The organism is Labilibaculum sp. (genome assembly GCF_963664555.1).
Lineage (GTDB): Bacteria > Bacteroidota > Bacteroidia > Bacteroidales > Marinifilaceae > Labilibaculum.
The window spans coordinates 2,946,472-2,961,954 of record NZ_OY761461.1; the positions used below are offsets into that span (position 1 = coordinate 2,946,472).

Sequence of the window (15,483 nt, forward strand, 5' to 3'; positions counted from 1 at the left end):
GCCATTTCAGAGGTTCGAAATATTTTAAATCACTACAATCTTCTTCTTCACCATTCTATCCAAAAAATGAATGACTAAAAAATAGATTCCAGCCGTTAAACTACTCAAATCCATATCTGTTCGGTTGCCCGACTCTTGGTACCGAGAAAGCTTCCGCCCCTCTGAATCGTAGATATCCACTTGAAACTCTGTTACCGTATCGTCTTCAATCACAATCGTGAATTCTCCCTTATTGGGATTGGGAAAAACTTTCACTGCGCCCAAATCTTCTTCTCCCGGCTCTTCGGGTGTTGGGTCGGGATCAGGATCGGTACCCGGATTGGGATCTGCGGCAAGAGTATCACGTACCAAGATTGTATGATTTCCACCTGGCAAATCAACTGTAAGCTGAAGAATTCCATCCGAATTTGAATCTCCTGACCGCTCTAAAACATCATCTACAAAAACCCCAAAAGATGTTTTACTTTTCAAATCGAGAGCAAATATTTTAATGGCCCGATTACCAGCAATGTCTTGAACAGAATAAGACACTGATGCCGTATCTCCCTGCGCCTGGAACAAATACAAATGATTCTCCCAGTCAACGCCAATGGTACTTTCGTTAGAATAAAGTTTTCCACCTGCAACTGCCTGATTTAAATTGTCACCAATCTTAATCGTATGCAAAAAAACGGTATTTTCCTTCACGACAATTGGTTCCACTTCAATTCGCCAGAATCCAGGGTGTTCGTCACCCAAATCCACACTTCGGTTTGGCGGATAATTGGTTCCATCCACCCAATATTCATAACCGCTGCCACCTATTAAAGTTGTTGCACTAACTGCCGGCAATAAGGTTCGAACCGCAACACTCCCCTTGCCATTAGTCGTTTTGTAATCCTTCCCGTTATAAGTAATAATATGATTCGAAACCTGTGTATTCGTAACGTCTCCGCTGATATCCGGTCTGTTTACAAAGTGATTGATGTACTTGGCTTTTCGTACTTTCGAACTGGTATTCAGCAAGTGAACATGATCCAAAATAATCACGTGATCGGGTTTGTGATAGAGCAATCGACGCTCAAATCGATCCAGTTTATTCGTCTGGTAAGAATCTGCTGCATCAGCCACCTGATAAGAAAAATCGACACCTGAAACATAACGAATCCATTTTCCTCTTCTGTGCTGAGAAGAAAAAACATCATCTAAATTTTCCAATCTATCCGATTCTATTTGTCCTCCGTCATTGGAAACATTTCGCCCAAAGTTTTGATAATTTTCTGTTCCATCGTAAACACAAATGGAATTGTGCGCTATGGTTCGCGTGTAGTAATTATTATAATGAGAAGTGCCAAACGAATCGTAAAACCCGGCATCTAAAATCAAAGGTTTATCTTTTACAATTGTAAATGTGTTATTATCACGGTGTTCATGATCGGCACGTTTAGCAGGAGCATTGTAAAACCATAGCATTGCCGCATCCTCGTTCCAGGAAGTACGACTCACCGATAAACCGGATTTATCGGCCCAATAATTAAGTGGCAGCTGAGGATGCGGAACGTAAGAAGCCGTAAAATCCTTATACATCAGTTTAATAAAAACCAAGATTGTATTGTTTAGATATTGTGATTGATTGAAAACCTGAACCAGATACTGACTTCGGGCTTCCTGATATTCTGCTGCATGACGATACATCGCACGATTTGCCTGATCCAATTTTACAATGGCATCACCCAAGTGAATGCAATAATTGTTCGGACGAAAAAAATACCAATACTGATTGACCGACTCACGAATCCAAGGCTGAGTTTGATAATAGTCCCGATCTGTTCCGTACTTCATATCGTCGAAGAACTGGTATTGATTGGGTAAATTTATCATTCCGTAGGCTGCACCCCAATTCCATCCGCCATCATCATCACGAAAGTGAGCAAAAGCAGGAAGAATGCCATTTTCCCACTTTCCAAGCAAAGTTTGATACCATGAATTAACCTGAGACAATTGCGTAGAAGAAAGGCCATCGGCTCCATGCAGTGCAATGGCTGCACGCATTGTCATGATACAATTGTTTATGTTGTGACTGCTTACATAACTATTTCCTGAACCTGTTAAAATATAGTTGTTCATGAAATACTCTATAACCCGATAGAAGGAAACGGATAAATTCTGACGCTGCGTTACAAGAATATAATCGTAAGTCCAATCGAGAAGAATAGCACCAAACTCACAATTTTCACGCAGTAAATTCTCTTGAGTATCTCCTGAATAATTGTCGAAATTAATTCCATCGATGTAAGTAATGTATTTCTCAATCATAAATTCACATCTTGACTGAGCCAAATTGTCCGTCCCTAACTGCAATAAAAAGGCAGTCATTTTAGATAACATGAAGGAATCACCATCCGTCCAGTCGTAAGTCCACTGATCTGAATTTGAGCCTGCCAAATAATGATTAGGATCTGTAATCCAATTATTGTTGTAGCTATTTATAAATGTATTGTAGGTACTGCCGCAATCTCCGCCCGAAATATTCGACTTTAACCAATCGAATCTTTCCTTCCCCAATTCTACTCTTGGTCTGTTCGCATTTACCTGCGAATAAGCCTGATAATAAGATTGGATAAGAAATAGAAATAATATGATTGTCCTGAAGCCCCTCATTGATCCCGTCAGTTTAATACAAACATCAAATTACAAAAAATCGGGGAATCGAAATCTAAAAAAGATACATCGGAGACTTATTTAGAATCGCAAACTTTTGCATTTTATAAGCCTGATGAAAAAACAAGCTTGCAAAAACAAATTCAACTAAATTGCAATTTTCTGATTTAGCTTCCGTAATTCTCTTACTAAAAATATACTTGCTATAACCGCTGAACCAACATCGGATATGGGACCGGCAAACCAAACACCATCCAATCCAAGAAAAGTAGGAAGAATAAAAAGAATTGGTATCAATAAAATAACCTGACGCATCAATGTGAGCATAGCCGAAATGCCTGCTTTTCCGATAGACTGAAAATAATTTCCAACAACCACTTGAAAACCAACTACTGGTAATGCGATCAGAATAATCCGTAAGCCGTAAGAACCCATATCCAGTAACTCGGCACTGGAATTATTGAAAGCCCGCACAATTAATTCAGGAAATAACTGTACACCCAGAAAGCCAAAAATTACAATTCCGGTAGCTGCTTTCATGCACAATATCAAACATTCTTTAACCCTTGCGTAATTTTGTGCCCCATAATTGAACCCGAAAATAGGTTGGGCCGCCATATTTAGAGCCACAACAGTCATTACAATAAGCATGGCAACTGAGTTAATTACACCCATTGCAGCTATGGCGATATCGTTACTGTAAGCTACCAACTGAACGTTGAACAACGCTTGAACAAAACTTCCTGCCAATTGCATAGAAAATGGTGCAAAACCTATGGTTAAAATGTAAAAAACAATCTCCCTATTCAATTTAAAATTTGAAAACCGCAATTTTATTATGGATTTTTCACTTCTGAAATGACTAATAACCCATATGCATAAAATGAATTGTGAGATGATTGTAGCATAAGCTGCGCCTGCAACTCCCATGTCCAAAACAAAAATAAATATCGGATCGAGAATGATGTTTGTTCCTGCGCTAATGAGCATTGAATACATCGCTATTTTTGCGTTTCCTTCGGAACGGATCAAATTGTTAAGAGAAAAACCAACAACACTAAAAATGGCTCCGTAAAGAATGATGTTTAGATATTCATTGGCTACCGACATCGTATCATCGCCCACTCCAAACATCCTAAGCAGTGGATCCTTTATTAAAAATCCAATAATGGTAATAATAAGAGAAACGATGATCATGAGAACAAATGAATTTCCCAAGACCCATTCGGCTCTGCCAAAATCTTTCTTTCCCAGATTAATCGAAATCCTGACTCCTGCACCAATTCCTATCAGCATTCCAAATGCCATCATTATTAACATGATCGGAAACACCGCACTTAGACCCGATAAAGCAATTGCACCAACACCTTGGCCAATAAAAATCCGGTCGACAACATTGTACAATGAGTTAATAACTACCCCTGTAAAAGCTGGTAAGAAATACCTCCAAAGCAAGCTTTTGATGCTTGCACTCTCCAACTCCTGAACATTCTTACTATTCTTATCCATAAATTCACTTGTGACACAAAAGTATCAATTAATGACCATCTGTATTCAATTTTATCTATTAAAAAAGTATAAAAATCGGTAAATACAAGTTATTGAAGGGTAAAGCAACAACAAATGGCATGCTATCCATAATCAATTTGTAATTCTTCCTATTCTCAAATTAATTCGTCTTTGATTTTTCGGTTTCATTACAAGTGCAATATTTATTTATTATTAATATTCATGAAACTTTTGCAGATTATAAAAAAAATAATAGTTCTTTTGCGGAAATTATTTACGAAATTAAGGTCTTTTAAAAATTGCATTTAAGAATAAGATCCAAGATGTTAGAAACAGTTACTGAAATATTAAAATTTGAACTTGTAAGTATTGACAATCATAAAATCAGAGTCTTCTCTTTAGTTAGTATTTTGCTTATTTATATACTAACTAAAGTATCTCTTTATTTAATCAAGAAAACTCTGTTTCGCAAGCATAAATTTGTGAAAACAGATGCTGGCAACACTTATGCTCTTTACCAGATCATAAAATATGTAGTTTGGGTAATTGCAATCGGTCTAATGCTTGAAGCCCTAAACATAAAAGTAACGGTACTTATTGCTGGTTCTGCTGCTTTATTGGTTGGTGTTGGTTTAGGTTTGCAGCAAACTTTTAATGATATTATTTCGGGGATTATTCTCCTTTCCGAGCGATCAATCAAAATTGACGATGTATTGGAAATAGACGGAGACATAATTAAAATTCAGAGCATTGGATTACGAACCTCAAAAGGTTTAGACAGAGATGAAATTTCGGTTATTATACCTAACTCACTAATTACTACAAACAAAGTGATTAATTGGAGTCATCAATCTAAAAAAACCCGATTCCGAATTCCTGTAGGGGTAGCCTATGGTTCGGATGTTGACCTAATATTAAAAACGTTAGAAGAAAGTGCTTTTGAACATCCCGATATTTACGAAAGACAATCTATTGAAGCCCGACTTGTAAATTTTGGTGCCTCTTCATTGGATTTTGAATTGTTATTTTTCAGCAAAAACATCTTTAGAATAGGCAAGGTGAAAAGTGATATTCGTTTAATTATAAATAAGAAATTTACTGAAAAAAATATAATTATCCCTTTCAATCAATTAGATGTAAATCTGAAAAAGGAAATCTAATTGCAAATCACACCCATTTTGCTGTTTTTATTATTTTTCTTGTATTAAAAGTATAAATAGCTTTAGGTTAAGGTGCAAAAATCATAAAAAACAAGTTCGTTTCTCACCTTTCGGGAAATAATTTTACGACTGCTTCGTATCAATTACAAATTGGAATGGGGAGATATCAAAGTTAAATTCAGGGAGAAAGGCATTTAAAATTAATTTTCCTACATTAGAAAATTTTAAGATACTTCCCTACAAGAAAAATAATGAAATCACAATTGCATGAAAATAATCATTGGGAAAATTGACAGAGCTGATTTTCCAGACCTGCATTTATCAAATATTGATTTAAAAGTTGATACCGGAGCATATACGTCTTCAATTCATTGCCATCAAATTGAGGAGTATCAGTTCGGTGATGAAACACATCTAAAATTTAGACTTTTGGATCCATCACATCCAGATTATAATGAAAAAGAATTTACAGTTAAAAATTACAAAAGAAAAAGAGTTAAAAATTCTTTCGGCAAATCAGAAACCCGTTTTGTAATTGAAACAATCATTATATTATTCGATAAGGAATTCTTAATTGAACTTTCCTTAAGCGAGCGAAGTGAAATGAAATATCCGATACTGATCGGAAGAAAACTTTTAAATGGAAAATTTATTGTTGATACTTCAAAACGCAATATTTCTTTCAAATTGAAGCAAAAAAACAGCAATAAAGAATTATAGTCCATCCAATAAATGTTAATTACTTATTATGAAAATTGTTATTTTATCAAGAAATCCTAAATTATATTCTACAAAAAGATTAGTTGAAGCAGCAGAAAAGAGAGGACATGAGGTACTTGTTGTGGATCATTTAAAATGCATTATTGAAATTGAGAAAAAAAGACCAAAAATCTTCTATGATGGTGCATACCTGCAGGATGTTGACGCTATAATTCCACGAATTGGAGCTTCTGTTACCTTTTACGGATCAACAGTAGTCCGCCAATTTGAAATGATGAAAACATTTACCGCTGTTGGTTCTGAAGCATTGATAAAATCCCGGGATAAATTAAGAAGCTTACAGGTTCTTTCACGTGCCGGAGTAGGTTTACCCCGCACCGTTTTTACGAACTACACAAAAGATGTTAATCATGTAATTCAATCAGTTGGAGGAACTCCACTGGTTCTTAAACTACTGGAAGGAACGCAAGGTTTAGGTGTTGTTTTAGCGGAAACTCAAAACGCTGCCACTTCAGTTATCGAAGCATTTAATGGGCTAAAAGCGCGTGTGATTGCTCAGGAGTTTATCAAAGAATCTAAAGGCGCTGACATAAGAGCTTTTGTTGTTGACGGAAGAGTGGTTGGAGCTATGAAACGACAAGCAATTAAAGGTGAATTTCGATCTAACCTTCACAGGGGAGGATCTGCAACAATTATTGAATTGACTGATGAAGAGGAAAATACTGCAATCAAAGCAGCAAAAGCAATGGGATTAGGTATTGCTGGTGTGGACATGCTCCAATCAGCAAACGGACCTTTAGTTTTGGAGGTAAATTCATCACCAGGTTTAGAAGGTATCGAAGTTGCAACCAAAAAGGACATCGCAAAACAAATAATTAGATTCATTGAAAGGAATGTTGATTGATAAGTATACTATACTAGGCAAAGAAATTCAGAAAGGCGAGCGTGCCTTCTTAGAATTGGAAGTTGCGAAATTGCACACCCGAAATACGATTAAGGTACCTGTAATTGTAGAGCGTGCGAAAAAGGATGGCCCTACCTTGCTTTTAATGGGTGGCGTGCACGGAGATGAAGTTAATGGAGTTGCCATTGTTCGAAATATCATTCGAAAAAGATACAACAAGCCAAAAAGGGGAATGATTATCTGCATCCCCGTTTTTAACGTATTTGGTTTCCTAAATCTCCGAAGAGAATTTCCTGACGGCAGAGATTTGAACAGAATGTTCCCGGGTTTTTTAAATGGATCACTTGCCAGTCAATTTGCGTATCGCTTTACAAAAGAAATTGCACCAAAAGTAGATTATGTGATCGATTTTCATTCAGGTGGCGCTGACAGGTCAAATTCCCCTCAAATTCGATGTGTTATTAAGGAAAAAGAATCATTAAAGCTTGCTCAAATTTTTAATGCTCCATTTATTTTGAATTCTGATTACATTTCCAAATCTGTTCGCGATACTATTCGCAATTTGGGAAAAACAATTCTATTATTTGAAGGAGGAAAATCAAATGACTTGGATGAAGATGTTATTAGTTGCGGTGTTGAAGGCGCAGTAAACGTAATGAAATATTTAGGATTGCAGAATGGAGATTTGCAATTAAAACAAACACCAATTGTGATTCCTAAGGCTCAATGGTTAAGGGCTTCCAATTCAGGTATGTTTCAATTGCGGGTTGCAAATGGAAGTTGGGTCGTTAAAAAACAAATTTTAGGTGAAATAACGGATCCTTACGGAGGATATGAAAAAAAAGTAATTGCTCCGTTTGATTGTTATGTGTTTTGTGTAAATACTGCACCTATGGTGCACAAAGGAGATGCTCTGTTTCACGTTAGTATTGAAACAGATAAATTGAGTACAGATCTTACTTCTTCAGACTATTTGGTAGAATAAAATGCACTTTACTAATCTCTATCCAACTTATGTGCATATACTAAACGATTCCAAATCATTATAACTCTTCAAAATATTATTTATTCAAATAATATTTACTTCTTTCAATACGACTCAATGCAGGCAAAAATCGTATTAAATATATAATCCTGCCAGTCAATATTAAGCTTGGAATAGTAACACAACAGCCAACCAATGACCTTGCCTGCAATTTGAAAGATTCAACAATTCGGATTTTATCCATATTTTTTTTACATCTTTATTAAAGATATCAAAGCCAAATCAATAACCCTTAAGGTATCTAACGATAAATAAATTATAATTTTAGCTGTCAAATTATACTAACCAAACAATGATGAATCCAAATAAATACTTTTCTATTCTAATTGGTAGTTTCATAATCCTTTTCATTTTATCAACGAACCTCTCTCTGGCACAGGACGTTGATCCCAACAGGACTCAAGTTCCATTTTCAACAGACACACAAAATTTCACTGTTTGGAATGGGGAAAACTATGTGCCTTTTTTTATTAAAGGAATTAACCTTGGCGTTTCAATTCCCGGAACATTCCCCGGCGAACTGGCTGCAAGCAAAGATCAATATGCTCGCTGGATAGAGGATATTCATGATGTAGGTTTTAACTGTATTAGAGTCTACACACTTCATTACCCTCGTTTTTACGAAGCTTTAAAAGAATTTAACGATGCAAATCCAGCAAGTCCGATGTATATAATGCATGGTGTTTGGCTGGAAGAAGAGTTAAGTGGGTACACCCAAGATTTACATGAATTAAATGAGGTATTCAATCAGGAAATTAAAGACGTACTCGACTGTATTCACGGAAATAACAGTATAGATCACCGTTTTGGAAAGGCCTACGGTTTATACACCGCTGATGTATCGCCTTGGATAATGGCTTATATTATTGGTCGAGAGATTCACCCTGCTGAAATTGAAGAGACCAACACTAAACATGCCGGCCAAACATCATTTTCAGGTACTGCTTTTAAGTTGGCAGGTGCATCTCCGTCCGAAGTTTGGGCAGCATCCCATTTAGAATCTCTTGTGCTATACGAACGCAACAATTACAATACAGAGCGTCCTGTTAGTATTTCCAGCTGGCCTACTTTGGATCCCTTAACACATCCAACAGAAACTACAACAGATGAAGACAAGCAATCATTGGATTTAGCCAACTTAGATTTATCGGGAGCACCTGCCGGTTATTTTGCCAGCTTTCACGCATACCCATATTATCCTGATTTTATTAGCGAAGATCCCGGCTATAAACAATACTCCGATCCCCTTGGTCCGAACAGTTATTTGGGTTATATCAGCGATCTCAAGAATCATTATAAAAATTTCCCGGTTCTTATTGCCGAAATTGGAACCCCTTCAAGTTGGGGAATTGCACATTATGCATCCAATGGAATGAATCATGGTGGTTGTTCAGAAATTGAACAAGGACTCAATTTCCTAAGACTTCTTGATAATATTGAAGAAGCAGGTTGCGCAGGAGGAATACAATTTTCATGGATAGATGAGTGGTTCAAACGAACCTGGATTACCGATGCTTTTGATTTCAATCCTGAAGCAAGAATACTTTGGCACAATATTACCGCTGCAGAACAAAATTTTGGTTTAATCGCATTTCGACCGGCAGAAACCACCTACACCGAATTAGAAGATTTTGGCACCAATAAACCCATAAAAAAAATCCTTACTTCTGCAGACTATGATTTTTTCAACATTCGTTTGATGCTTGAAAAAGAGCTTTCGAACATTGATACCATTTGGATGGCAATTGACACCTATGATGCCAACTTGGGCGAATCGATATTGCCTTCGGGAACTACGATTACCAACAGAGCGGAATTTGCCCTACGTATCACCAACTATTCTGCCGAATTATTTGTAACTCAGGCTTATGATTTATTTGGTTTATGGCATGGTGTTTCAGAAGACAAGCAGCTTTATCATTCTGTTGCAACAGATGGAGCTCCATGGAATCTGGTTCGCTGGAAGAATAATGACGAAAACTATGAAATACAATACGTTGGAAATTTAAAAACCCGGAGAACAGAACTACCTCCTTCAAGTTTGGATGCTGTCATCATCTCAAATGATTCAATTGACATTCATCTTCCCTGGTCGTTATTACAGGTTACCGACCCTGCTAATGCAAAAGTGATGAATGATGACAGAGCCACACCAGAAACAGAAGAAGCCATCTCTGATGGCATAGCCCTAAGCGTTCTCCATAATGATGTATTACTGGAAGGAAATAATAGATTCATTTGGAGTTGGGGAATCCCAACAAACTATGTAGAAGTGAAAAAGCAATCATACTATGTTGTAAAAGATGGATTGATTGAATTTAATAATGTACCAATTGCATATACTGATAGATATTCAACAAATCAGGGCGAAAATCTGATAATTGATGCTGAAAATGGACTCTTGGCCAATGACTTTGATTTTGATGGCAATTCATTCTATTCAGAATTATCCGAATTCTGCGAAAATGGCTTTGTTTTCCTTTCAGAAGATGGATCCTTTGAATACATTCCTGATACTGGCTACAGTGGTGAAGATTTTTTCACATACCGCGCTTTCGACGATAATGGCCACTCAATTAAGACAAAAGTGACTATTAATATCACTCCTGTTACTGCTGTTGATGATTTTACAAAAGAAGATTTTGCACTTGCTGTTTACCCAAATCCCGTAAGCACATTTTTACGTATTGATTTGCCAAATAATCGACCAACTCAATTGCGAATAATCAATCTAAAAGGATCTATTATTTACCAGAAACAAATAAGCGACACAAAGCACATCATTGATGTTCATTCATTTTCAAAAGGTGTTTACTTACTCAATATCCAAACAAGCAATAATCTACTGAGCAAAAAAATCATCATCAATTAAGGAAAACAATGAATACAAAAAAAAACCTCGTTCAACGAACGAGTTTTTTTTTACCTGCTAATATTGTTAGATATCTTTCTCTGAGTGCTGGACTCCACTTCCTCTTTTTTTAGTTTTTAACACATTGTACTTTTTACCAAAATTATATCGGAAGGTCAAATTTGCCACCCTATTTTCAAAATTGTACTTCATTCTTTGAGTAAAACGATCTCCTGAAGTATTTACATTATACTTACTGCTATTTAAAACATCGTAAATCCATAAAGATATACTTGCTTTGCCTTTCATTATTCTCTTACCAAAAGCGAAATCTACTTGAAAGGATTGATCGTAATTTCCTTGAACAACAGGCATATCAGAGTCATAACGCAAAGTTGTTTGAAAATTGAACCACTTAGGTATTCGCATGGTTGAAGTTAGCTTTCCAAAAAAACCAAAATCGTCATTGGTAGAAAAACTCACTTTAGCAGAGGGTGTATACTTTTGATAGATTCCGGACAAGTAGGAATTAACACTCCACCATTTGTTAAATTTTGTAGATATATTAAAATCAACACCTGCATATTGTAGATTTCCAACATTCTCATAAGTCACAATCGCCACATTGCTTTCATTAACAGAACGATACTGTCTTATGATATTATCCTTGTACTGATAATACAAATTTGTAGTATAGGTTATCTTATCTCTTTTGTAAACAAAAGTTAACTCCGGCATATGCGTATAATAGGCTCCCAATTCTTTAGAACCCAATCTCTGATTTTCCGGATCTTGAAGATTTTGAAATGGATTCAACATTCTGGAATCAGGACGATAAACCATTTTAGAATAAGTCAGCAATACCTGCTTATTGTCGGATAATTTATAGGAAAGATGTACGCTGGGGAAAAAGTCTAAATAATCGTCATTATACGCTTTATTCGTCTCAATATCCGAATACTCAGACCGCAAACCAAACTGATATCCAAAATCTCCTTTCTCTCCACTAAATTGAAAATACAAACCATGAATGCTCTCTTTATAATTAAACGCAGTAGATAAATCAATAGGCTCATTGTACTTTATCTCATTCGTTCGGTACAAATATCCGGTTTCTATCGAACCCACTTCACCTAAAGGCTGTTTGTAATCCATTTGAATAATTGCTTCCTCGCGGTTAGAATTGAAAAAGTCACTAGTATTCCCTTCTACTTCATCAGTATAATTTCCGTAATTTTCTGCTTTATTACTTGTATAGCTTGCATCAAAAGAAAATTCCTGTCCTTTTCTATCAAACTTACGAATATAAGAGGCGTTGTACACCCAGGAATTCAAATCAATATCAACAGCACTTTCACGGGATGTTTCATTTGAAAAAGTACTACTGGTAATTAAATTCCGTGAATAGTTATAGATTCCATTCCGATTTTGCTTCACATTTCGATTGGTAACAGAAAAACTCACGGTGTTCTTATCATTTATTAAATAATCCATGCCCAATTGTCCAATGTGACTTCTATCGCCTAAATCGACATCGGCACGGCTATTCAACATCTCAACATTATTGTCTATTTCTGTAAATCGTGATAATTCATAATCTCTGCCAGACCAATCGTTTCGATAGCTGTATGATCCTGACAAATTGATCTTTCCGGTTCGTAAATTAAGTGCAGTCCGACCCGAATGCTTGTTGATCGTACCAATGGTGGCGGAAGCATTTCCATTAAACCCCTTGGCTCTATCCGTCTTCATAATAATGTTTACAATCCCAGCAGAACCTGAGGCATCATATTTTGATGATGGACTCGTAATTACTTCAACCCGATCAACATCTGCTGCCGGCATGTTACTCAAAACATCTTCAGGACTCATTCCAAGTAATCCACTTAATTTCCCATCGATCAATATTTTCACGTCAGAACTTCCACGTAATTGTATTCCACCGTTAGCAGTAACATTTAACTTAGGAATTGTGGCTAAAACTTCATTTATAGTACCTCCATCAGAAACTGGTGATTTAGATACATTGTAAACGATTTTGTCTAATTCGATTCTGGCAAAATCACGATTCCCGGTAACTTCCACTTCCGTTATCCTTTGAGTATTGGCACGTAAAGTAAGTGGTTTAGACAAGAATAGCTTTTCATTTTCTTTTAAAAGAATTGGCTTACTGCTATAGCTCTCAAATCCAAGATATTCAACTCTGTAATAGCAGTTTAAGCTCTCTAATCCAGCTAGTTCAAACTCTCCTTTTCTATTTGTGATAGTTCCCTTAACCAATAAAGAATCAGGTAAGGAATAAATTGATACTGTGGCATACTCAAGAGGCTTTTGATGTTCGTTTTCGACAACAATACCATTCAAACCTGAATTTGTTGCAGTTTTTGCTGAATCCTGGGCATATAAATGCACTGAGGGGCTTAAAAAAAACAGAAGGACCGGCAATAATCCATTTCTGTAATTAAGTTTTAGATTCATTTGTAGTGTGTAAATTAGTTAGTGTACCTAGTAATATGTTGCACAAAAGTAGAAAATTTATGTTATTAAACAATTAAATTTAAAAAAACTTTCCCATCAATTTACAAACAGAAACAATCAGTTTGTCATCAGTTTACATGTACTCGCACCAAAAACACCACAAACACTGATTGTTCGACTAAGCCAACAAAAACTCAGTACAATTTAGTGTAAACATATTTAACAAAGGAAACCTGAAAAACAACTAACTATTTTTCAAAATTGTTTTTCAAGCCAGATGTAATGTCAAAAACATCTTGCTTTTGATATAAAAAAAGCATCAATTCGTGAAAGAATGATGCCTGCCATATAAAAATATAGTCAACGATTAAATTTCCAATTGCAACTTCAATTGCTTAAATCCATTTCGACTGACGTTTAAACTTTCCCCGGTTTTTAAAATTACTATCCAATGATCCTTCTCATAAGGTTGCAATTGAACTATCTGATCAATCTTCACCAAATATGTACGATGTATCCTGCAAAACTCATTCGGGTTTAAATGGCTTTCAAAATATTTCATTGTCTTTTGCTTCAGGTATCTTCCCTCATTGGTATAAATCATCACATAATCGTCCTGAGCCTCAAAATATTTTATTTTATCGATTGCAATTACATCAATTTTATTTCTTGATTTCACCACCACCCGAGTCAATAACTCTTCCGAGGAATCGTTGTGCTTCTTTATTTTTTCAATTTGTTCTTCGCTCGTCACAGAATTTAAAATGCGTTCCTTCACCTTTCGCACTGCATCTTGGAAACGCTCATTAGAGAATGGTTTGAGCAAATAATCAATTGCATTGTGCTCAAATGCTTTTATTGCATATTCATTATAAGCTGTCGTAAACACAATATTGCAAGACTTATCAAGTAATTCCAACATTTCGAAACCTGTCAGTTTAGGCATCTGAACATCCAAAAACACCAAATCAGGATCCAATTCATTAATTGCTTTTAAGCCTTGAAATCCATCAGAATATTCACCTAAAATTTGAATGTCCTGATCAACTTCCAAATACGACCGAACCAGATTTCTGGCCAATGTTTCATCATCTATGATAATTGCTTTAATTGCTTCCATATCTTTATATAATTTGCGGAAATTCCAGATGAACAGTAAATTGATCTTCTCCTTTGACAATTCGCATCAAATCGGCACGGCCGTAAATTAAATGCAAGCGTTCCTGTATGTTACGCAATCCAATACCATTTCCCCTTGCAGGGATCGATTCAGGATCAAAATTATTGCTGATACTAATTTTTAAAATATCATTCCCGCAACTGCACTTTGTTTGTACACAAACCGGATCAAGACTTTCGTGCACACCATATTTAATCGCATTTTCATACAAAGGCTGCAAAATGAGATTTGGAATTTTCAGTTGCCCGCAATTGATCGAAAGATCAAAATGAAGCTGCAGACGATCCCCAAAACGGACTTTCTCAATCTCCATGTACAAACGAATATTACTTAATTCATTGCTCAAATTATTCAACTCCTTTAAATCCTGAGCAAGCGAATAACGCAAGTAGGTTGATAGTTTCACAAGCATATCTCTGGATAGTTCCGGCTTTGATAAAGTAAGCGAACTTACTGAATTTAAACTATTGAATAGAAAGTGCGGATTAATCTGAGATTTTAATGCTGTTAATTCTGCTTCTTTCACTAACTCTTTCAACTCAGACTCACGGACCAATTTGTCTTGAAAATTACGATAATACATTACTAAATAATACACAATCACTATATAATCGTACATACCAAAGGCCATCAGAATCTGCCAATGTACAGGAATAAGATAATCAAAACCTTCACTGCCTGCACCAAACAATACGACTCTTAATTGATATGCAGACGATATCCAGATCCCCACCACGATTAAACCTGCAGTTAAGTGATGCAAAAAAAAATGGAAAAGCCCCAGACTTTCGATACTGGTAAACACAACAACAAACCAAATACATGCTCCCAATATTAGTAATGGAAAAGAGAAACAAAATGCATTTACAAATGCATCATAAAATGGCCTCTCTTCGAAATACCATCCAATAATAAATAGCAACGAAGCAAAAAATGCCCAGGACGCCACATAAATTGGAATGGCAAAACGATTTTTTAGAAGCGGATGCTGCATTT

At 36.0% G+C, this 15,483-nt stretch carries 10 protein-coding genes; 5 read left to right on the forward strand and 5 right to left on the reverse strand.

Annotated elements, in window-relative coordinates:
* Positions 1-24: 24 nt before the first annotated feature.
* Positions 25-2,640, reverse strand: a complete 2,616-nt coding sequence (locus ACKU4N_RS11800; RefSeq protein WP_321316521.1) for a T9SS type A sorting domain-containing protein — start codon at positions 2,638-2,640, stop codon at positions 25-27.
* 147 nt (positions 2,641-2,787) lie between these two features.
* Entirely contained in the window at positions 2,788-4,149 is a 1,362-nt protein-coding gene (locus tag ACKU4N_RS11805) for an MATE family efflux transporter (RefSeq protein WP_321316522.1), read from the reverse strand.
* 323 nt (positions 4,150-4,472) lie between these two features.
* On the opposite strand from ACKU4N_RS11805, the gene ACKU4N_RS11810 reads away from it, so the two are divergent.
* From ACKU4N_RS11810 to ACKU4N_RS11830, 5 genes are all read left to right on the forward strand, one after another.
* Positions 4,473-5,309: a mechanosensitive ion channel family protein gene (locus ACKU4N_RS11810; protein ID WP_321316523.1), complete on the forward strand. Its 837-nt coding sequence runs from the start codon at positions 4,473-4,475 to the stop codon at positions 5,307-5,309.
* Between the two features lie 267 nt (positions 5,310-5,576).
* Complete coding sequence (locus ACKU4N_RS11815) at positions 5,577-6,029, forward strand: ATP-dependent zinc protease family protein (protein WP_321316524.1); 453 nt, start codon at positions 5,577-5,579, stop codon at positions 6,027-6,029.
* A gap of 28 nt (positions 6,030-6,057) precedes the next feature.
* Complete coding sequence (rimK, locus tag ACKU4N_RS11820) at positions 6,058-6,933, forward strand: 30S ribosomal protein S6--L-glutamate ligase (protein WP_321316525.1); 876 nt, start codon at positions 6,058-6,060, stop codon at positions 6,931-6,933.
* Complete coding sequence (locus ACKU4N_RS11825) at positions 6,923-7,918, forward strand: succinylglutamate desuccinylase/aspartoacylase family protein (RefSeq protein WP_321316526.1); 996 nt, start codon at positions 6,923-6,925, stop codon at positions 7,916-7,918. Before rimK ends, ACKU4N_RS11825 begins: the two co-directional genes overlap by 11 nt.
* 352 nt (positions 7,919-8,270) lie before the next feature.
* Positions 8,271-10,850 (forward strand): T9SS type A sorting domain-containing protein, encoded by a 2,580-nt coding sequence (locus ACKU4N_RS11830; protein ID WP_321316527.1) that lies wholly within the window; start codon positions 8,271-8,273, stop codon positions 10,848-10,850.
* A gap of 66 nt (positions 10,851-10,916) precedes the next feature.
* On the opposite strand, the gene ACKU4N_RS11835 is transcribed toward ACKU4N_RS11830, so the two are convergent.
* The 3 genes from ACKU4N_RS11835 to ACKU4N_RS11845 form a co-directional block, all read right to left on the reverse strand.
* Entirely contained in the window at positions 10,917-13,307 is a 2,391-nt protein-coding gene (locus tag ACKU4N_RS11835) for a TonB-dependent receptor (protein WP_321316528.1), read from the reverse strand.
* A gap of 367 nt (positions 13,308-13,674) precedes the next feature.
* Positions 13,675-14,427, reverse strand: a complete 753-nt coding sequence (locus ACKU4N_RS11840) for a LytR/AlgR family response regulator transcription factor (protein ID WP_321316529.1) — start codon at positions 14,425-14,427, stop codon at positions 13,675-13,677.
* Between the two features lie 4 nt (positions 14,428-14,431).
* The gene (locus ACKU4N_RS11845; RefSeq protein ID WP_321316530.1) at positions 14,432-15,481 is read right to left on the reverse strand and encodes a sensor histidine kinase; all 1,050 of its coding nucleotides are present in this window, start codon (positions 15,479-15,481) and stop codon (positions 14,432-14,434) included.
* Between the last annotated feature and the right edge of the window lie 2 nt (positions 15,482-15,483).